Source organism: Nocardioides bruguierae (assembly GCF_023554635.1).
GTDB classification, from domain to species: Bacteria; Actinomycetota; Actinomycetes; order Propionibacteriales; family Nocardioidaceae; genus Nocardioides; species Nocardioides bruguierae.
Genome location: NZ_JAMJPH010000010.1, coordinates 14,049 through 33,705 on the forward strand (window position 1 = coordinate 14,049; position 19,657 = coordinate 33,705).

The 19,657-nt window shown below is 75.4% G+C and carries 16 protein-coding genes; 11 read left to right on the plus strand and 5 right to left on the minus strand.

Annotation, left to right across the window (positions count from 1 at the left end; all coding sequences use genetic code 11):
• Positions 1-478: 478 nt before the first annotated feature.
• From M8316_RS06595 to M8316_RS06630, 8 genes are all read left to right on the plus strand, one after another.
• Positions 479-1,417 (plus strand): glycosyltransferase, encoded by a 939-nt coding sequence (locus M8316_RS06595; protein ID WP_250053081.1) that lies wholly within the window; start codon positions 479-481, stop codon positions 1,415-1,417.
• Positions 1,410-2,714 (plus strand): glycosyltransferase, encoded by a 1,305-nt coding sequence (locus M8316_RS06600; protein WP_250053083.1) that lies wholly within the window; start codon positions 1,410-1,412, stop codon positions 2,712-2,714. The genes M8316_RS06595 and M8316_RS06600 overlap by 8 nt, the downstream gene beginning before the upstream one ends.
• On the plus strand, positions 2,674-3,762 hold the full coding sequence (locus tag M8316_RS06605; protein ID WP_250053084.1) for a hypothetical protein: 1,089 nt from the start codon (positions 2,674-2,676) through the stop codon (positions 3,760-3,762). Before M8316_RS06600 ends, M8316_RS06605 begins: the two co-directional genes overlap by 41 nt.
• Positions 3,759-7,028: a glycosyltransferase family 39 protein gene (locus tag M8316_RS06610; RefSeq protein WP_250053085.1), complete on the plus strand. Its 3,270-nt coding sequence runs from the start codon at positions 3,759-3,761 to the stop codon at positions 7,026-7,028. Before M8316_RS06605 ends, M8316_RS06610 begins: the two co-directional genes overlap by 4 nt.
• Positions 7,025-8,677: a glycosyltransferase family 2 protein gene (locus M8316_RS06615; RefSeq protein ID WP_250053086.1), complete on the plus strand. Its 1,653-nt coding sequence runs from the start codon at positions 7,025-7,027 to the stop codon at positions 8,675-8,677. Before M8316_RS06610 ends, M8316_RS06615 begins: the two co-directional genes overlap by 4 nt.
• Complete coding sequence (locus M8316_RS06620) at positions 8,674-10,035, plus strand: hypothetical protein (protein ID WP_250053087.1); 1,362 nt, start codon at positions 8,674-8,676, stop codon at positions 10,033-10,035. Before M8316_RS06615 ends, M8316_RS06620 begins: the two co-directional genes overlap by 4 nt.
• A gap of 28 nt (positions 10,036-10,063) precedes the next feature.
• Positions 10,064-11,227, plus strand: coding sequence for a methyltransferase domain-containing protein (locus M8316_RS06625; protein WP_250053088.1), 1,164 nt, complete (start codon positions 10,064-10,066; stop codon positions 11,225-11,227).
• 233 nt (positions 11,228-11,460) lie between these two features.
• Positions 11,461-11,856, plus strand: a complete 396-nt coding sequence (locus M8316_RS06630) for a winged helix-turn-helix domain-containing protein (RefSeq protein ID WP_250053089.1) — start codon at positions 11,461-11,463, stop codon at positions 11,854-11,856.
• A gap of 37 nt (positions 11,857-11,893) precedes the next feature.
• On the opposite strand, the gene M8316_RS06635 is transcribed toward M8316_RS06630, so the two are convergent.
• Positions 11,894-12,511, minus strand: a complete 618-nt coding sequence (locus M8316_RS06635) for a hypothetical protein (RefSeq protein ID WP_250053091.1) — start codon at positions 12,509-12,511, stop codon at positions 11,894-11,896.
• Between the two features lie 17 nt (positions 12,512-12,528).
• On the opposite strand from M8316_RS06635, the gene M8316_RS06640 reads away from it, so the two are divergent.
• Together M8316_RS06640 and M8316_RS06645 are read left to right on the plus strand one after the other, a co-directional pair.
• Entirely contained in the window at positions 12,529-12,735 is a 207-nt protein-coding gene (locus tag M8316_RS06640) for a hypothetical protein (protein ID WP_250053092.1), read from the plus strand.
• Between the two features lie 9 nt (positions 12,736-12,744).
• Positions 12,745-13,422 carry a SprT-like domain-containing protein gene (locus M8316_RS06645; protein WP_250053093.1) on the plus strand — a complete coding sequence of 226 codons (678 nt, stop codon included), beginning with the start codon at positions 12,745-12,747 and terminating at the stop codon, positions 13,420-13,422.
• A 65-nt stretch (positions 13,423-13,487) separates the two neighbouring features.
• Here M8316_RS06645 and M8316_RS06650 read toward each other — a convergent pair whose 3' ends face one another.
• The 3 genes from M8316_RS06650 to glgA form a co-directional block, all read right to left on the minus strand.
• A complete protein-coding gene (locus M8316_RS06650) occupies positions 13,488-14,747 on the minus strand; it encodes a DUF1501 domain-containing protein (protein ID WP_250053094.1) in 1,260 nt (419 codons plus the stop codon).
• A gap of 10 nt (positions 14,748-14,757) precedes the next feature.
• Positions 14,758-16,221, minus strand: a complete 1,464-nt coding sequence (locus M8316_RS06655) for a DUF1800 domain-containing protein (RefSeq protein WP_250053095.1) — start codon at positions 16,219-16,221, stop codon at positions 14,758-14,760.
• A 210-nt stretch (positions 16,222-16,431) separates the two neighbouring features.
• Positions 16,432-17,631 carry a glycogen synthase gene (gene glgA / locus M8316_RS06660; RefSeq protein WP_250053096.1) on the minus strand — a complete coding sequence of 400 codons (1,200 nt, stop codon included), beginning with the start codon at positions 17,629-17,631 and terminating at the stop codon, positions 16,432-16,434.
• 128 nt (positions 17,632-17,759) lie between these two features.
• On the opposite strand from glgA, the gene glgC reads away from it, so the two are divergent.
• Entirely contained in the window at positions 17,760-19,004 is a 1,245-nt protein-coding gene (gene glgC / locus M8316_RS06665; protein ID WP_250053098.1) for a glucose-1-phosphate adenylyltransferase, read from the plus strand.
• Between the two features lie 65 nt (positions 19,005-19,069).
• Here glgC and M8316_RS06670 read toward each other — a convergent pair whose 3' ends face one another.
• Complete coding sequence (locus M8316_RS06670; protein WP_250053099.1) at positions 19,070-19,651, minus strand: mismatch-specific DNA-glycosylase; 582 nt, start codon at positions 19,649-19,651, stop codon at positions 19,070-19,072.
• Positions 19,652-19,657: the final 6 nt, after the last annotated feature.

The window sequence follows — 19,657 nt, forward strand, 5'->3', positions numbered from 1 at the left end:
CCGATTCTCATGTTTACCCGATTCCGGGGACGGAACGAGAAGCGTCCTTCGTCACGTAACGGTCCGGGTCCCGCGTCGATCCTCCGCGTGGAACGGCCGGGACGGGCCTCACCCGGGCGGTCCGGAGCCGTGCGTCACAGCGATCCGCGCTTGCACAGCCCCCTCGTGGCTCGACACGGTGAGGACGCCAGCGCAGCCCGGGCCCGCCGCCGAAGGACGACGGAGCAGCACCGCCCGCACGACCTCGCCACCTCGAACGCAGTTCCCTGACACGACCGGGTCCCCCCGGTCCCGCAGCCCCCTCCCGGGTATCGGAGGGCGCTGCGACGCACACCACGAGGCAGCCCGAGCCCTTCCACCCGTGACGTCGACGACGACGCCGGGTGGCGCCGGCGTTCCCACCCGAACGCGACGTCGCGTGCCCCACCACCCGGTCGGGCGCGGTCGTCGTGACGTAGAGGAGCACCAGGAGCATCCCGTGTCGATCGAGATCGTCATCCCCGCGCACAACGAGCAGCACCGCATCGGACAGACGCTGCACGCGTACACCGAGCTGTCCGACCCCGACCTCGTCATCACCGTCGCCCTCGACGACTGCACCGACGGGACCCGCGACATCGTCGCCGCGGCGGCGGTCCACGACCCCCGCATCCGCTTCACCGAGTACCCGCGGCTCGGCAAGGGCGGCGTGCTCGCCGAGGCCATGCGCGCCAGCACGGCCGACCAGGTGGCCTTCGTCGACGCCGACTGCTCCACCCCGCCCGAGGAGATCGCGCTGCTCGCCCGGACCCTGGACGAGACCGCGGCCGACATCGCCATCGCCTCCCGCTTCCACCCCGCGTCCGTGCTGCCGCGGCCGCGCTCGCTCAAGCGCAAGGTGACCAGCGTCGGGTTCCAGGCCGCGGTGCGTCGCCTGTTCGGGCTGCCGTTCTTCGACACCCAGTGCGGGGCCAAGGTGCTCACCCGCACCGCCGCCGAGCGGATCATGCCGCTGGTCTCCAGCCGCGACTTCGTCTTCGACGTCGACCTCCTGGTCACCGCCCGGGCGCTCGACCTCACCGTGGCCGAGATGCCGACGGTGTGGATCGACCGCGACGGCTCCCGCGTCGACGCCCTGTCGGACTCGGTGCGCATGGCGGCCTCCCTGGGCCGCCTCTGGCTGCACCACCGCGTCGTCCCCGTGCGGATGCCTGCCAAGGCCCTCGTGGAGTCGCTGCCCGCCGGCGCCGGCTCGCCCGCGACCGGCGAGATGCCCGTGATCGACGCGGGGCTCGGCACGGACGGGGCCGGGGGCGTGCGGTTCCCCGAGCCGCTGCCGCACCCGACCGCCGGCACGCGCGCGGCCTACGCGCCCGACACCTACGCCCACGACCCGCGCACCCCCGATCCCCTCGCCCAGGAGGCCTCCCGTGCCTGAGCACCCCGCGTCCCCCCGCACCACCGGCACCGGCACCGCCGGCACCACGCCCGACGTGGCGATCGTCAGCCTCTACCCGCGGCTCGGCTCGCGGCACGACGGCGACTCCGGTGTCGCCTCCTACACCGCCAACCTCGCCCACGCCCTCGCGGACGCCGGCCTGGCGGTGTGCGTGGTCGCGCCCGTGCTCGAGGGCGAGCCCGCGGTGGGCCACGACGGCCCCGTGGAGGTGCGCCGGGCCTTCACCAGCGGCCGGCCCGCCGCCGTCCGCGACGCCCTGGCCGCGGCCCGCGCCACGGGTGCCGCGCAGGTGCACCTCCAGTTCGAGCTGTTCCTCTACCACGGCGCCTCCGGGCTGCCCGTGACCGTCGCGGCGCTCGCGCACCACCGCCGGGCCGGGGCCCCGCTGACCCTGACGATGCACCAGGTCGTCGACCCCGCGAAGGTCACCGCCGAGTACACCCGGATGCACCGGATCGGCGTGCCGCCCGTGGCCGCGCGGGCCGCGATCGCCGGCGTCCAGCGGGCGCTGCCGCGCCTGGCCAGCACCACGATCGTGCACGAGCCGGCGTTCGAGCGGCTGGTGCCGGGCGCGGTCGTGGTGCCGCACGGGATCGAGGTGCCGGAGCCCGGCTCCCGCGAGGGCGCCCGCGAGCGCCTCGGCGTCACCGGTGACGCCCTCGTGGCGATGAGCTTCGGCTTCGTGGCCCCGTACAAGGGCCTCGAGACGGTGCTCACCGCGGCCACCATGACGCAGGAGGACGTGCAGGTCGTCGTCGCCGGCGGCACCCACCCGCGGCTGGCCGCGCAGGGCGACGACTACGAGGAGCGGCTGATCGCCACCTACGGCCACCGCGCCCGCTTCACCGGGTTCGTCCCCGACACCGACGTGGCCGACTGGTTCCGTGCCGCCGACGTCCTCTGCCTGAACTACCCCGAGCCGCACGCCTCCTCCGGGCCGCTGGCCCTGGCGCTGGCGCACCGCACCCCGATGGTGCTCTCGCCGCGCCTGGCCGAGGTGATCGGGGTGCCGGCGCTCTCCGTCGGCGGGCGCGGGGAGGCCGCCGACTGGGCGGCCCGCCTCGACGCCCTCGCCGCGGACGGCGGCGCGCTGGCCGCCCTGCGCGGGCGCACCGACGCCCTCGCCGCCGACCGCACCTGGCCGGCCGTCGCGCGTCGGCACGCCGCCCTGTACGAGGCCGTCGACGACGCGGCCCTGCCCGCCCCCACCGCCACCCACAGCCAGGAGGTGACCGATGAGCGCAGCACTGATCCTGCAGACCACGCCGTGGCGTGAGAACGCCGACGACGCCGCCCTGGCCGTCGTCGCCCGCGAGGTCGGTGGCATCGACGGCATCGACGTGGCCGCCGCCACCGCCGACCCGCAGCGCACCGCCCGCGTCACCGGCGTCCCGACCGTGCCGGCGGACCTGCCGCACCTGCTGCGCTCGGCCGGGCACACCGACACCCTCGTCGTGCTCGGCGGCCGCCCGCTGGCCGGCCGTCGGGAGTCCCTGCTCTCGCTGCGCTCGCTGGCCGCGCTGAGCCAGGCCTACCGGGCCGCCGGCCGCCGCGTCGCGTTCGTCGACCTCGGCGTCGGCAAGCTGTCCCCGCGCCGCGAGGGCACGGCCCGCCGGCTCCTGGCCGGCTCCTCGCTCACGGTGCTCGACTCCGCCGAGTCCGCCGCGCGGCTCGCCGCCGCCGGGCTGCCCACGCCCATCCGGGTCGGGGCGCACCTGGGCTGGCACGACCTCCAGGACCTGCCGGTCCGCACCGAGGGCCCGGCCACGTTCGGCGCCCTGGTCGTGGTGGACGACGCCACCCTCGTGGGCGGGGGAGGCCCGGCGGTCCTCGCCGACCGGATCGCCCTCGACCTGCACCGCGCCGCCGCCGGTGGGCTGCTGCCCGAGCGGCTGGCCGTGCAGGCCCGCCGCCCCGGCAGCGCGGCCGGGGTGGACCTCGACGCCGCCCAGTCGCTGGCGCTCGGCCTGCGGGCGAAGGGGCTCTCGGCCGCCGTCCTGCCGCCCTCGCCGTCGCTGCGCGCCCAGCGCGACCTGCTCGCGGCCTCGGCGCGGGTCTTCGCCGCCGACGCCGAGACGCTGCTGGCCGCCGCGGCCGCCCGCACGCCTGTCACCCCGTGGCCCACCGGCCAGCGCGCCGGCGGGCTGCTGGCCCACCTCGGCGACCGCGGACTCTCCGCCGTCCGCGAGCAGGTGGCCGCGGCCGGCGAGGTGCTCGACCTGCTCGTGCTGCTGCTCTCCGAGGGTGCCGGCACCAGCGGGCACCCCAGCCACAACTCCGCGCTCCAGGCCTCGCGCCTGCGCCCCACGGGGGTGACCCGATGACGCTGACCTCCTCACGCACCCCCGAGGGCACGCGCGCGCAGGACCGCGCCGCCGCCACCACGGCCGGACGCCGGCAGGTCGCCGTGCTCGCCGGCCAGCTGGTCGCGGGCCTGGGCAACCTGGTCGTCTCCGTGCTGCTGGCGCGGCTGCTGCTGCCGGGCGACTACGCGGCCTACACCGCGTTCCTCGGCGCCTACGTCATGCTCCACACCATCGCCTCCTCGGTGACCGCCGCGATCGCGATGGACCCGGCCCTGCACGGCCGGCTGCTGCGTCGCGCGCTCCTCGGCTCGCTCGCCCTCGCCGCGCTCGGCGTGGCCGTCGCGCCCGCGCTGGCCGGGCCGGTCGGGCTGCCGACGCTGCTCGTGGCGCTGCTCGGGCTCTCCGCCCCGTCCGCGGTGCTGCTGGCGCTGGCCCGGGGCCGGCTCTACGGCACCCACCGCAGCGTGGGCGCCGCGCTCACCCTGGCCACGGAGCCGTTCGGCCGCGCCGCGGTCGGGCTGGCGCTGGTGCCGGTGCTCGGCGCCGGCGGTGCCGCGGCGGGCACGGTCGCGGCCGGGTACCTCGCGCTCACCGTGGCGCTGCTGGCCGGACGGGGCGCCCACGTCGACGCCGACGCGGCCGCGGCCCGCCGGGGTCACTGGGGCACCGTGCTCACCTTCCTGCTGGTCGCCGTGGTGGCCGCGCAGGACGTGATCATCGCCAACAAGGTGCTGCCCGGCGCCGAGGCCGGCGTCATCGCGGCCGTCGCCACGATCGGCGGCGCCGCCTACTTCGCCACCGCCACCATCCCGCTGGTGCTCATGCCCAGCAGCGGCGCCGAGCAGAAGGGCTCGCTCGCGGTCGCCCTGGCCGCCGCCGCCGGCATCTCGCTGGCCGCCCTGCTCGTGGTCGCCGCCATCCCGGCGTCCGGCTACGCCCTCGTCGTCGGCGAGGCCTACCGCGACGCCGCGACCTACGCCCCCGCCTACGTGGGCGCCATGGCCGCGCTCGGCGTCGCCAAGGTGCTCGTGGCCCGCCTGTGCATGAACGGCCGGGCCTGGGCCGGGGCCGTGCTCGTCGCCCTCGCCGTCGGCCTCCAGCTCGCGCTGCTGCTGCGGGCCGAGGACGCGACCGGGATCGTCACCGCGACCCTCGTCGCGTGCCTGTTCCTGCTGCTCGGCGCGGCCGCGCTCAGCCCCTTCGCAGCTCCGCCCGCGTCGACGGTGGGGGCCGTCGACGCGGGCGGCACCACCGACCGGAAGGCCCCCGAGACGATGACGGACACCCACGCCCGCCCGACCGTCGAGGACGCTGCTCCCGCACCTGCTGCCGTCGCCGCACCGGCCGTCCCGTCGGACGTGGCCGCGCCGCGCTCCGGCGCCCGCGCCTGGCTGGCCGAGCACTGGCTCCTGGTCGTGGCCCTCGTCGTGGGGCTGGGCCTGCGGCTCGCCGTCACCCGCTCGATCTGGATCGACGAGGCGATCAGCATCCGCCAGGCCCAGCTGGGCTACGGGGCGATGATCTCCGACCTGGCCGAGAACGACGTGCACCCGCCCGGTTTCCACACGCTGCTGTGGGCGCTGGTGCACGCGACCGGCTCGACCGCCGAGTACGTCGTCCGGCTGCCCAGCCTCGTGGCCGGCATGGCGCTGCTCGTGGTGGCCTACGCGTTCGCCCGCGACCTGTGGGACCGCCGCACCGCGAACATCACCGCGATCGTCTTCTCGGTGGCCCCCGTCGCCGTCTGGTACGCCCAGGAGGCGCGGATGTACGCGCTCTGGATGCTCTTCGCGACGCTGGCCGCGTGGGCCCAGCTCCGGGTGCTGCGGGACGTGGGCCGCGACGGCGGCCGCGGCCGCTGGGCCGACTGGGCGGTGTTCGCCGTCTCCTCGGCGCTGGCCGTCTACATGCAGTGGTTCGCCGCGCTGCCGGTGCTCGTCGCGCAGGCGCTCATGCTCGGCTTCGTGCTGCGGCCGACGTTCCGCCGGATGTGGTGGCGCTGGGTGGTCTCCGGGCTCGGCGCGCTCCTCCTCGTCCTGCCGCTCGTGCCGTTCGCGCTCGAGCAGCTGGGCTCGGTGGTCGCCGCCGGCGGCGGTGCCTCCACCACGCCGGGCCAGGTCGGCACCGACGCCACCGCGATCGCCTCGGACGCCCCCGACGTCTACGCGATCGTCGCGAACACCATCTGGGCGATCTGGGGCTACCACGCCGACTCGGTGATGGTGCTGGTCTCGGCGCTCTGGCCGGTCGTGCTGATCGGGGCCCTCATGGGCCTGGGCCGCGGCCGCTCCCGCGAGGTGTGGGCGCTGGCGCTGCTGACCCTGGTGCCCGTCGCGATCCTGTTCGCGATCGGCTTCGAGCGGCGCCAGCTGTTCGAGCTGCGCTACTTCACCGCGGCCGTGCCGATGACCCTGCTGCTGCTCAGCCGGCTCACCGCCACCTGGGCGCGCGGGCCGGTCGTGCGGGTGCTGATGCCCGCGGCGCTGGTCGCCACCCTCGTGCTCGGCCTGGCCGACCAGCAGGTCAACCAGTCGAACCCGCGCACCTACGACTTCGCCTCGGCGGTGGACTGGGTGCAGGGCGAGAGCGGCAGCAGCGACGACCTGCTGGTCTACGCGCCGGTCTACCTCAAGGACGAGATGCTCTACTACGACTCCGGCCTGCCCGCCGTCTCCAGCGGCAAGGTGGACGGCGACAAGCGCCAGCTGGGGCTGCGCGCGGCCATCGGCGGGGCCACCTCGCGGGCCGTGCCCGACGTGGAGATGCCCCAGCGCGTCTTCGTGTTCGGCTCGTTCCTCTCCGACGCCAGCGTCTCCGGCAACGTCGGCTACGTGCTCGCCGCGCTCGAGCAGGGCGGCTACGCCCTGGACGACCAGTACCGGACGGCCAACGTCCGGGTCTGGGAGCTGGTGGCCACCGACGACGTGGTCGGTGCCGTCGCCGGCTCCGGCCCGGTCGCCGAGGGTGGGAGCCCTGGCAAAACCAGGTCGCGCGGCGCAGACTCGACGCAGGCCTCGACGGGTACAGCGACGTCAGGTGGCTCCGGTTCCGACACCCCCCGGTCAGGTCCCGAGGCCGCCGAGGCCGGCTCGTCCGCCGGCACCACCACGGCCTGGACGGGCGTGGACGCAGGGTCCTCCGGCGGCGCCACGACGGGCGGCACCGCCGGGGGCCCCGGCGCGCTCGCGCTCGCCGCCGTCCCCGTCCTCGCGGTGTCCCGCCGCCGACGTGCCCCCCGATCCCTGGCGTACCGCCACGCCGTCACCGAGGAGGTCAGCCGATGATCCGCTCGCGCTCCACGAACCCCCGCGACCCCGGCAGCCCCAGCAGCCCCGGCGGTCCCGCGACCGCGCTCGAGACCGGGCCCACGCCCGGGCTCTCCAGCCAGGTGCTGGGCGAGCAGCGCCCCTGGCTGGTGCGGCTGCTCGTCGCCCTGGCCGCCACCGCCTCGCTCTGGTACTTCGGGTGGCTGCTCGTGCCCGGCCGGGTCGGCAACCCCTGGCTCTACGGGCTGCTGGTCGCGGCCGAGATGTTCAACCTCGTGCAGGCCGTCGGGTTCTGGTGGACGCTGCTGCACGACCGCACGGTGCGCCGCAGCGTCCCCATCGCCCACTACATGACCGTCGACGTGCTGGTGCCCCGCTACAACGAGCCGGTCTCGGTGGTGGAGCCGGTGCTCAGCGCCGCCCTGCGGCTGCGTGGCGCCGACGTCACCGTCCACCTGCTCGACGACGGCGACGACCCCGAGATGGCGGCGCTCGCCGCCCGCGTCGGGGCCCGGTACGTCACCCGCGAGGTCCACGACGGCGCGAAGGCCGGCAACATCAACCACGCCCTCGGCCTCGTGGACGGCGAGGCGGTGCTGGTGCTCGACTGCGACCACGTGCCGCACCCCGAGCTGCTGCGTCGCACGCTGGGGCACCTCTCCGACGAGAAGGTCGCCTTCGTCCAGACCCCGCAGTACTACGCCAACGCCGACCGCAACCCGGTCGCGGCCGCGGCCTGGGCGCAGCAGGCGCTGTTCTTCGGCTGCATCGCCCGCGGCAAGGACGACATGGACGCGATGTTCTGTTGCGGCACGAACGTGGTCTTCCGCCGCGCGGCGCTCGACGACGTCGGCGGCTTCCCGCAGCACAGCGTCACCGAGGACTTCGAGCTCTCCCTCGGGATGGTGCAGCGGGGCTGGCGCACGGCCTACGTGCCGGAGGTGCTCGTCCAGGGGCTCGGCCCCGACGACATGGCCTCCTACGCCGGCCAGCAGCTGCGCTGGGCGCGTGGCTGCCTCTCCGCCCTGGGGCGGGCGCTCACCGCCCGCGTGCCGCTGCGGATCAAGGCGCAGTACGCGCTGTCGTCCCTCTACTTCCTCTCGGGCTGGACGGTCTTCGTCTACCTCTCGCTGCCGATCATCCGCATCCTCACCGGCGAGCAGGCGGTGGCCGCGGCCTCCGCGGACGCCTTCCTGCTGCACTTCGCGCCCTACTTCCTCATGGCGCTGACGCTCGTGGCGGTCGGTGGTGGCGGCACCTACTCGTTCCAGGCGTTCGCGCTGCAGGCCGCCTCGGCGTGGATCCACGTGGTCGCCACGTTCCAGGTGCTGCTGCGCAAGGGCGGGAAGTTCGTGGTCACGCCCAAGGAGGGCGGCGGCTCCTGGCAGCCGCTGGCCGTGTGGCCGGGGCTGGTGCTGTGCACGGCCCTGGTGGCGGTCTCCGCCTACGGCCTGGCCGTCGACCGCAGCGCCGGCATGCTCAACAACGTCGCGTTCTGCGCCCTGCACCTCGCGGTGATCGGCACCGGGATCTCCTGGGCGCTGCGCCCGGGCCGGCTCGCCGCCGCCGCGACCCGCGGGCTGCCCGTCGGGGAGGCCCGCTGGGGCACCGCGGACGGGCAGCCGCCCGCCGACGACGTGCTCGTCGAGCTGGGGGCCACGCGATGACCGGGCCCGCCCGTGCCACCCGCCGGATCTCCGTGCGGGACCGCACCTGGGCGCCGTTCCGCACCGTGTACGCGTTCGGCCGGCTGCGGCTGCCGAGCCCGGACGACGTGCGGGACCTGCTGCTCCGGCTGGCCGAGGTCGAGCCGCAGCACCCGCTGCTGTGCGTGCTCGAGCCGACCAGCGCCGGTCCGCGGCTGCGCTCGCAGGCCGTCTCCGGCGCGGCCGTGCTCGCCGCGCACCTGGACCGGGTGCTGGCGGTCACCGACGAGACCGACCCCGCGGCGCTGTGCGACCGGCTGCAGGCCGACCCGGTGCACGACCTCGCCGTGGCGCTGGTGCTGGGCCTCGACCCGGCGTCCGACCCGGCGTCCGACCCCGCGTCCGACCCGGCGTCCGACCCGGCGTCCGATCCTGCGGAGAGGGAGGGCTGCCTGGCCGGCTCGATCGCGCACGCGGTGGGCGACGGCGCCACGAAGAACCGGTGGCTGCTGGGGATCGCCCAGCTCGACCTCGACCTGCTGCGCACCCCGGAGCAGCCGCGGCTGCCGCTCGTGCAGGCCGCGTGGCGCACGTGGGGGCGGCGCCCGCAGCACGCCGTGGCCGCGGTGCGCGCCGCGCTGCCCCTGGGGCCCGGCACGGAGCCGACGTCCGAGCCGCGCGTGCCCGGGCCCGTGGGGGCGCCGGTGACCCGCAGCGTCCTGCTGCCCCAGGCGGTGGTGGACGCGGTGCGCGCCGAGCGCGACCGCACCGGCACGAGCGCCTCGGTCGCCGCGCTGCTCATGGCCCGCACCGCGGCGGCGCTGGCGGCCGAGGGCATCTCCTCGGCCGGGTGCAAGGTGATGGCCGACTGCCGCGGCAGCCTCGGCGGCGCCCCGGTGTCGGGCAACTTCGCGACCGGGCCGTGGCTCGACGTCGACCCCACCGACGCGGCCGCGCTGGGCGCGGCGCTCAAGCGCGTCACCGCCGCCGGCGTCCCGCTGGTGCTGCTGGGTGCGGTCACGGTGCGCACCGGCCTGCGCGCGGCGCTCGGCCGGGTCGGCGTCGTCGACGTGGTCGGGCTGCCGGGGGAGGGGCGGGCGGCCCGCGTCGACGGACCGGTGCCCCAGCGGCTCACGCTCAGCTACCAGGGCCGCACCGGCTTCGAGCGGCTGCCCTGGACGGAGCCCACCGAGGCCCGCGCCGTCATCGCCGCGGAGCCCGACGGGCCCGGGGGCGTCACGGTCGCGTTCGCCGCGGGGCCCGCCGGGCTCGAGGTGGACGCGTCCTTCTACCCGACCGTCACCGACCCGGGGGCCGTCGAGCGTGCGCTCGCCGCCGTCGCGGCGTCCGGCGCCCCCGCCGAGGGGATCGCGGTCTGACGCCGGGCGCCCTCTAGGCTCGGCTCCCGTGCAGTGCGACTACTTCGACGCGGGCGCGTGCCGCTCGTGCGCGTTCATGGGGGAGTCGCACGCCGACCAGCTGACCCGCAAGGACCGGGCGGCCCGGGCGCTCGTCGCCGAGGTGCGGCCGGGCGCCGGGGTCGCGTGGGAGGCGCCGTTCGCGCCGCCCGAGGCGGGGTTCCGCAACAAGGCCAAGATGGTCGCGGGCGGCACCGTCGAGGCCCCCACCCTCGGCATCCTGGACGGCGACGGGCACGGCGTCGACCTGCGCGGCTGCGGCCTGCACGAGCCGGCGATCGTGGCCGCGCTGCCGGTGCTGGCGTCCTTCGTGACGACGGCGCGGCTCGTGCCCTACGACGTGCCCACGCGGCGCGGCGAGCTCAAGCACGTGCTGGTGACCTGCTCCCCAGACGGCGAGCTCATGGTCCGCTGGGTGTTGCGCTCGACCGAGGCGCTCTCGCGGCTGCGCAAGCACCTGCCGGCGCTGGCGGCGGCGCTCGCGGAGGCGGGCGCCCCGCTGCGGGTGGCGTCGGTCAACCTCCAGCCCGAGCACAAGGCCGTGCTCGAGGGCCCGGAGGAGGTCGTGCTCACCGAGGACGAGACGCTGCCGATGAGGCTGTCCGGCTCGGCCGCCGGTGCGGTCACCCTGCACCTGCGTCCGCAGGCGTTCTTCCAGACCTCCACGGTCGTCGCGCAGGCGCTCTACGCGACCGCCGCCGCGTGGGTGCGCGACGCGGCGCCCGCCTCCGTGGTCGACCTGTACTGCGGCGTCGGCGGGTTCGCGCTGCACCTGGCCGCGGCGGCACCCGGCACGCGCGTGCACGGTGTGGAGATCTCGGCCGAGGCGGTGGCGGCCGCCCGGCGCTCGGCCGCCGAGGCCGGCCTGCCGGCCACCTTCACCGCCGGCGACGCCACGGCCTGGGCCGCCGACGGCACGCCCGACCTGGTCGTGGTGAACCCGCCCCGGCGCGGGCTCGGCGCCGACCTCTGCGCCTCGATCGAGGACGCGGCGCCGCCGCTGGTCCTCTACTCCTCCTGCCACGCCACGACCCTCGCGCGGGACCTGGGCGACCTGCCGTCCTACGACCCGGTGCGCGCCCAGGTGCTCGACATGTTCCCGCAGACCGCGCACCACGAGACCCTCGTGCTGCTGCGTCGGCGCGAGTCCTGAGGCCGTCCCGCCCTGGTCCCGCCCTGGTCACGCCCTGGTCACGCCCACGTGACGCCCGTGACCCTCCCGCCGCCTCGTCTTCGCACGGGGTCGGCGGGTACGGTGCGGATGTGAGTTCCGAGGCTTTCTGCGACCTCTGCGACCTCCCCATGTCGACGTGCGTGCACGGCATGGCTGCGCCGCCGCCGTCGCCCCACGCCCGGGCTCCCCAGCCGCCGCCCAAGGCGTCGCCGGTGACCCGCAAGCGTGTCTCGTCGACCTCGGGCAGCACGTCGAGCACCACCCGCCGCACGTCCTCGACCCGGGTGCCGGGCGCGCCGGCCAAGCCGCCGGTCGTCCACCGGCGTACCCCGACCGTCGAGTTCAAGCCGTTCATCCTGCTCCTGCTCCAGGAGGCGGGCGGCGAGCGCGAGGCCGACCTGCTCTACGACGAGCTGCCGGAGCGGATGAGCGAGCAGATGCGTCCGGGCGACCACGAGACGGGCCCCACCGGTGAGCTGCGCTGGCGCACCGCCGCCCGCAAGGCCCGCAAGGAGCTGGCGGACGAGGGGTTCGTGCAGGCCCCGCAGCCCGGCGTCCTCGAGCTCACCGACCGCGGCCGCGCCCTGCCGCCGGTCTTCGACGTCTGACTCACCCTGACCCACCGCTGACCCACCGCTGGGCGGGTCAGGGGCGGACGGAGATCTCCTCCCCGAGGGCGGCGCCGCCGAGCAGGTCGAGGTCGTCGCCGGACCAGAACCGGCCGGGGTCGTAGTAGTTCGTGGGTCGCTTCTCGTCGAGCAGGCCCATCGCCGTGTAGGTCGCCGCGACGACCTCGGCGCAGTACGTCAGCTCCGCGGGCGCCGCGCGCCGCACCCGGCCGCGCAGCCACCGGCCGGCCAGCGAGGCGGTCGAGGGGAACGGGGTGCCGTCGAGCCGCGAGATCGTCCGCAGCACCGCGTCCTCCATCACCGGCGTCACCTCGGCGTCGAGCTGCCGCAACCACGCGTCCTGCTCGTAGCGGCCGGTCCACTGGACGACCGCCTCGCGCAGGTCGTGCAGCTGCACGCCGCGCTGGTGGCTGTCGGTCCACACGTCGCGCAGACCCTTGCCCAGCTCGGCGTGCCACATCAGCGGCGGCAGGTCGTCGAGGACGACCGCCATGCCGACGTGGTTCACCGGCGCGTTGGTCAGCGCCCGGATAGCGTGGTCGGCGGCGGAGTGGCCGCGGAAGAGCCACAGGTCGCCGGTGCGGGTCAGCTCGACGGCCTCGTCGAGACCGATCTGCGTCGGGTGCGTGCTCACGAGGAGGAGTCTGGTCCATGAAGGCCGCGACGGTGTGGAAGCTGCTGGGACTGGCGGGTGCCGCCGGCGTCGCCGCGGGCGGGGTGGTGGTCGCCCGCGACCAGCGCCGCCGGGCCTCCCTGACCCCCGAGCAGGTGCGCGACCGCCTGCACGAGCGCCTGGCGCGGGCCGAGGATCCACAGGCGGGCGACGAGGAGTCCGGTCCTGTCGGCGGCTCGGCCTAGCCTGCGGGTGTGGATCTCGCGGACGCCCTCGGCCTGGCGCGTGACCTGGTGGCCGAGCACGGGCTGACCGGGTGGCGCGTCACGCTCGACCGCGCCAAGCGCCGGGCCGGGGTCACCCGCTTCGACAGCCGCGTCATCGGTCTCTCCGCCCCGCTCACCGCCCTGGCGAGCGAGGACGAGGTGCGCGACACGATCCTGCACGAGATCGCCCACGCGCTGGTGGGGCCGCGGCACGGGCACGACGCGACCTGGCGCCGCACCGCGCTCTCGATCGGCTGCTCCGGCGAACGGTGCGTGCCGGCCGACGCACCCCGACCCGTCGAGCCGTGGCAGGGCACCTGCCCCGCCGGGCACACCGCGGGCCGGCACCGACGCCCCGAACGGGTCGTCACCTGCGCCCGGTGCGCACCGGGCCGCTTCGACCTCGCCCACCTGCTGACGTGGAGCCACCACGGCCGCCCGGCCACGGCCGAGATGCTGCACCCCAACTACCTCGCCGAGCTCGAGCGGCTGGCCGCCGGGCAGCGGATGCGGGTCCTCGGCCCCGGTCAGCGCGCCCGGATCATCGTCGGCGGGCGGTACGCCGGCTCGGTCGGCACCGTCGTCAAGCGCGGCCGCACCCGCTACCACCTCAAGGTGGGCCGGCAGGTGCTCACCGTCCCGTTCGCGGGGGTCGAGCCGGTCTGACGTGACGCCGGTCGTGGGTGCGGCGGTCTCGAGGCTGGTCGCTCCTCGCACCTCGACCACCGAGGTCAGAGGGAGGTCATCGCCCCGACGGTCTCGGGGGTGAAGCCGGGGAAGACGGTGGCCACCGAGGCCGAGGTGCGGGTCGCGACGACCTCGGCCAGCACCGAGCGGTAGTCGGTGGTGACGGTCAGGTCGGCGTCGTAGGTGTTCTCCAGGCCCGGCCAGGTGCCGTAGTAGCGGCCGCCCCGCACCCCGGCGCCGAGCAGCAGCATCACGTTGCCCCAGCCGTGGTCGAGGCCGTAGTTGTCGTTCTCGACGACGCGCCGGCCGAACTCGGAGAGCACCACGACCGTCACCCGGGAGGCGACGTCGCCGAGGTCGGTGAAGAACGCCGCCAGCGCCTTGGCCAGACGGCGGGCGTTGGTGTTCATGTTGCCCCACGACAGGGTGCCGAGGTCGGTGTGCATGTCCCAGTCGCCCTGGTCGACGGTGATGACGCGGGCCCCGACGTCGCCCTTGAGCGTGCGGGCCACCGAGGACAGGGCCTTGCCCAGGTCGGTCGTGGGGTAGTCGCCCGCGGCCACGGCCTTGGCCGGGGCGAGGTCCGCGACCGCGTCCACGGCGCTGCGCAGGCTGCCGGCCAGCGGGTGCCCGGAGCGGCCCCACATGCGGTGAAGCGAGCGGAGCCGGTCGTCGGTCGGGTCCCACTGGTCGTCGCCGGCGACCACGGCGTCGTCGAGCGCGCTGAACGACATCCGCGCGGCCGGCCCGAACATCGCGGTCGACTCGGTGCCGACGCTGATGCCCTGGAGCGGTCCGTCACCGGGGAGGTCGCCGACGAGCCGGTTCAGCCAGCCGACCCGCTCGGTGCTGCCGGGGTTGGCGTCCTCGACCTCCTCCATGGCGGCGAAGTGCGAGCGGTTCGGGGCGGGCAGCCCGGTGGCGTGGACGGCGGCCATCGACCCCGCCTGCCACAACGGCAGCAGCGGCGCCAGCTCGGGGTGGAGCCCGAAGAACCCGTCCGAGGCGAGCACGGCGGAGGCCGGCACGGCGATGCGGGGGCGGGCCGCGGCGTAGACCGGGTCGCCGTGCGGCACCACCAGCGACATGCCGTCGGCGGCGCCGCGCAGCGAGAGCACCACGACCGAGCCGGTGCCGGAGCCGGCCTCGGCGGCCGCGACGGGGGAGGACTGCACGACGGCCGAGCCAATGGTCCACGCGGCGCCGGCCACGCCGAGGCCGCGCAGCACGCCGCGGCGGGTCAGGGCGGTGGCGCGGGCGAAGTCCTCGCAGCAGCCTGGCAGAGGGGCGGGGGTCTGGGTCATCGGTCGCGTCTCACCGGGAGTAGTGACGGGGGTGGTCGAGGAGGACGGCGAGGAGCCGGTTGAACTTCCAGGTGAGCACCGCGCTGGAGGCGGTGACCGTGCTGTCCGGGTCGACCGAGCAGGCCTCGCAGGCCGCGCGCAGGACGTTGCGGTTGGACGGGCGGCCGTGCAGCAGCCGCGCCAGGTGGTCGACCAGCTGCGCGAAGGTGACCGGCAGGGGCGTGGGCGCCCACTCGCTGGGCTGGAGGAACTCCACGCCCTCCGAGGGCCACCAGCCGCCCGCCATCACCCAGTGGATCTCCATCGAGGCCATCGCCCGGGACGCGGTGGCCCAGGCGCTGTTGTCGATCGGCTGGCCGTCGGGCCGCGGCCAGGCCATCGGCACGAGCCCGACCTTCTGGGCCTGCCAGATCATCGCGTTGGCCGCGTCGTCGTCGGAGGTCGGCTGCTGCACCCGGGCCTGGAGCACCCGGTAGGTGGCCACGACGTCCTCGGCCGGGTCGCGCAGCTTGGCGTCCTGGGAGAGCCGGAAGGCCCGCGAGCGCAGCAGCACCCGCAGCACCGGCACGATCGCGGTGTCGTTGTCCAGGTAGGTCTGGGCCAGCCGTCGCACCAGGCCCTCGCCGACGTCGTCGCCGATGAACTTCACCGCCAGCCGGCGGGCGATGCGCAGCGCGGTCTCGGGGCGGTGCGCCAGGTGACGCAGGAACCGGTCGGTCAGCGCCCGGCCGTCGGGGTCGGTGTTGGCGTCGGTGAAGTCGCCGACGCTCACCGCCCCGGTCCAGTGCTGGTCGGTGTCGTAGTAGGGCGCGAAGGTCGTCCACATCCGCACGCGCCAGCCGGTGAGGATGCGGGCGGCGTTCTTGACGTCGTCCTCGGTGTAGGCCCCGACGCCGACCGTGTGCAGCTCGAGGAGCTCGCGGGCGAGGTTCTCGTTCGGGTGGCTCTTGGTCGAGGTCGCCTGGTCGAGGTACAGCAGCATCGCCGGGTGCGTGATCGCGGCGGCCAGCATGTCGTCGAAGCGGCCCAGCGCGTGGGAGCGGATCAGCTCGCCGTAGGGCGCCCGGTGGGTGGCCTGGGCGTCGCCGTCGGCGGTGACGTGCAGGTGACCCTCGAAGAGCTCGGTCATCACCTCCAGCACCTGGAGGTCGGAGTGGATCCGCCGGGTCATCAGCCGGCGGCCGTAGTCCCACATCACCTCCCACACGCCGCGGACGTCGTCGACCTGGCGCTGCCACAGGGTCGCGGCGTCCTTGTTCAGGTCGGGCCACCAGTCGAAGAGGACGTCGGCGTCCTGGCTGCGGGTGGCGGCGGCGCTGACCTGCTGCTCGAACCACCGCAGCCCTCCGCCGGCGGCCTGCACCTCGGCGACGAGGGCGGGGTTCGTGCCGTAGCTGAACCGCGACGCGACGAGGCGCGAGCGGCGTGCCAGCACGGGGGTGCTGGTCCAGCGGGCAGGGGTGTAGTCAGGCACCGTGGCTCCGGGTCGTTCAGGGGGAGCTCGGAGCAGGGTGGGGGTGCCCGAGCAGAACTCATGGTGAGCACCTCTGATCGGCGGCGAGGTGCGTTCCCTGAGATGTAGGTAGGGGTACCTACTCGTGACCCTGGGGTGGTGGTCCGTACGACCGGTACGGCCTGGCCCGAAGTGACTATGCGGGTGGGGGTATCGCTCCACCCGGGAGGATCAGGACGAGGCCGCCAGCACCTCGCGGTAGACGTCGAGCGTGCGCTGCGCGACCGCGGTCCAGGAGAAGTGCTCCACCGCCCGCTCGCGCCCGGCGCGCCCCATGCGCGCTGCCCGCTCGCGGTCACCCAGCAGCGAGGTGAGTGCCCCCGCCAGGTCGGAGACGTAGCGGTCGGGGTCCAGGGGCGTGCCGGTGCCGTCGTCCGCCTGGTCGATGGGCACCAGCAGGCCGGTCTCGCCGGGCACGACGACCTCGGGGATGCCGCCGGTGGCCGTGGCCACCACGGCCGTCTCGCAGGCCATCGCCTCGAGGTTCACGATGCCCAGCGGCTCGTAGATCGAGGGGCAGGCGAAGACGTCGGCGCTGGTCAGCAGGGCCGTCACGTCGGCACGGGGGAGCATCTCCGCGATCCACACGACGCCGTCGCGGCTCTCGCGCAGGTCGGCGACGAGGCCCTCGACCTCGGCCATGATCTCGGGGGTGTCCGGGGCGCCGGCGCACAGCACCAGCTGCACCTCGGGCGGCAGCGCGGCGCACGCCCGCAGGAAGAGCGGCAGGCCCTTCTGCCGGGTGATCCGGCCGACGAAGATGACGGTCGGACGGTCCGGGTCGACGCCCAGCGCGCGCACCCGCTCGGGGTCGTGGTGGGGCGCCCAGTCGGCGGTGTCGATGCCGTTGTGGACCACGTGCACGCGGGCCGGGTCGATGCTCGGGTAGGAGCGCAGCACGTCGTCGCGCATCGCGGCCGAGACGGCGATGACGCCGGCGGCGGCCTCGTAGGCCGTCTTCTCGGCCCACGACGAGACGCGGTAGCCGCCGCCCAGCTGCTCGGCCTTCCACGGCCGCAGCGGCTCCAGGCTGTGGGCGCTGACCACGTGCGGGGCGCCGTGCAGCAGCGAGGAGAGGTGGCCCGCCATGTTGGCGTACCAGGTGTGGGAGTGCACCAGGTCGGCGCCGCCCGTGGCGGCCGCGATCTCCAGGTCCACCCCGAGGGTGCGCAGCGCCGCGTTGGCGCCGGCCAGGCCGGCCGGCTCGGCGTAGGACGCCGTGCCCGCCTCGTCCCGGGGGGCGCCGAAGGCGTGGACGCGGGCCTCCACCCCGTCCACCGCGCGCAGCGCACGCACCAGCTCGGCCACGTGGACGCCGGCACCGCCGTAGACCTCGGGCGGGTACTCCTTGGACAGCACGTCGACTCGCACGAGGCGGAACCTACTCGCCCGGTGCGGGATGCGTCAGCAGGCTGTCCGGGACGGACCTGACGCCGCACGGGGTATTTCTGCCCCGAGGCACTGCCCAGGAGACCCTGCAGGGCGTTAACCTCCCCGACATGCGCAAGCGGGGGAAGAAGGTCCTGGCCATCGTCCTGGCCGGCGGTGAGGGCAAGCGCCTCATGCCGCTGACGGCGGACCGCGCGAAGCCTGCGGTGCCCTACGCGGGCATCTACCGCCTCATCGACTTCGCACTCTCGAACGTCGTGAACTCCGGCTACCTCAAGGTCGTCGTGCTCACGCAGTACAAGTCCCACAGCCTCGACCGCCACATCACCTCGACGTGGCGCATGTCGACCCTGCTGGGCAACTACGTCACCCCCGTGCCGGCGCAGCAGCGGCTCGGCCCGCACTGGTACCTGGGCTCGGCCGACGCCATCTACCAGTCGCTGAACCTCATCCGCGACGAGCAGCCCGACATCGTCGTGGTCGTCGGCGCCGACCACGTGTACCGGATGGACTTCTCCCAGATGGTCAAGCAGCACGTGCGCTCCGGCGCCGCGTGCACCGTCGCGGCGATCCGCCAGCCGATCGGCCTGGCCAACCAGTTCGGCGTCATCGACGTCGTGCCCGAGGAGCCCACGCGCATCCGCGAGTTCCTCGAGAAGCCGTCGGACCCGGTGGGTCTGCCCGACGCCCCGCACGAGGTGCTGGCCTCCATGGGCAACTACGTCTTCGACGCGCAGGCGCTGGTCGAGGCCGTCACCCGGGACGCGGCCACCGAGGGCTCCAAGCACGACATGGGCGGCGACATCGTGCCCGCGTTCGTGGCGCAGGGCGCGGCCGGCGTCTACGACTACCAGGACAACGAGGTGCCCGGCTCCACCGAGCGCGACCAGGGCTACTGGCGCGACGTCGGCACGCTGCGCTCCTACTACGAGTCCCACATGGACCTCGTCAGCCCGCTGCCGGTCTTCAACCTCTACAACCAGGACTGGCCGATCTACACCGCCTACGGCCCGCAGCCGCCGGCGAAGGTGGTGCAGGGCGCGGACGGCAGCCCCGCCAGCGCGGACGAGGCGGTGCTCTCGCCCGGGGTCGTGCTGACCGGCGGGCACGTGCGGCGCTCCGTGCTCAGCCCCGCGGTGCGGGTCGAGGACGGCGCCGAGGTGACCGGCTCGGTGCTGCTCGACGCGGTGCGCGTGGGCGCCGGTGCGGTGGTGCGCAACGCGATCCTGGACAAGAACGTGGTGATCCCGCCCGGCGTGCAGGTGGGCGTCGACCCGGCCGCCGACCAGGCCCGCGGGTTCGTCGTGCAGGAGGGTCTCACCGTCATCGGCAAGGGGCAGACGTTCCCCGTCTGAGCCCCCTGTCCGAGCCCCTGTCCGAGCCCCGGTCCGAGCGCCCGTCCGAGGTCCCTCCAGGCAGCTCAGAGCAGCCCGGCCGCCCGGCCGACCTCCGCGTAGGCGGCGGCCAGCGAGTCGACGGTCTCGTGGGCGTTGAGCCCCGAGGGGTTGGGCACGACCCACAGCTCGGAGGTGCCCCAGCCCTCGGGCTGCCGCCCGGGCACGGCCCGGCGCTGGCCGAACGCCGTCCGGTACGCGGTGATCCCGGCGACCGCCACCACGGCCGGGCGCTCGCGCTCGACCAGGGCCCGCAGCGCCGCGCCGCCCTCGCGCAGCTCGTCGTCGCCGAGCTCGGAGGCCTTGGCCGTGGCGCGGTGGGCGAGGTTGGAGATGCCGATGCCCCGGGAGCGCAGCCGCTCCCGGTCCTCCGGCGTCATCCCGGCCGCGGGGTCGATCGCGTGCTCGAGGACGCCGGCGCGCAGCAGCGCCGGGTAGAACCGGTTGCCGGGGTGGGCGAAGTGCGTCTGCGTCGCCGCGGTCCACAGCCCGGGGTTGATCCCCACGAACAGCAGCCGCAGCCGCTGGCCCGGCCCGGGCAGCAGGTCCGGCACGCTGGTGTCGCGGAACGTCTCCAGCTCGGCGCGGCTGAAGGAGCGGCGGGTCACCTCGCG

Excerpts from the sequence above, each read along its gene's own strand:
- M8316_RS06605 (WP_250053084.1), top strand. The coding sequence starts at position 2,674 with ATGAGCGCAGCACTGATCCTGCAGACCACGCCGTGGCGTGAGAACGCC.
- M8316_RS06610 (WP_250053085.1), top strand. The coding sequence starts at position 3,759 with ATGACGCTGACCTCCTCACGCACCCCCGAGGGCACGCGCGCGCAGGAC.
- M8316_RS06615 (WP_250053086.1), top strand. The coding sequence starts at position 7,025 with ATGATCCGCTCGCGCTCCACGAACCCCCGCGACCCCGGCAGCCCCAGC.
- M8316_RS06620 (WP_250053087.1), top strand. The coding sequence starts at position 8,674 with ATGACCGGGCCCGCCCGTGCCACCCGCCGGATCTCCGTGCGGGACCGC.
- M8316_RS06640 (WP_250053092.1), top strand. The coding sequence starts at position 12,529 with ATGAAGGCCGCGACGGTGTGGAAGCTGCTGGGACTGGCGGGTGCCGCC.
- M8316_RS06650 (WP_250053094.1), bottom strand. The coding sequence starts at position 14,747 with ATGACCCAGACCCCCGCCCCTCTGCCAGGCTGCTGCGAGGACTTCGCC.
- glgC (WP_250053098.1), top strand. The coding sequence starts at position 17,760 with ATGCGCAAGCGGGGGAAGAAGGTCCTGGCCATCGTCCTGGCCGGCGGT.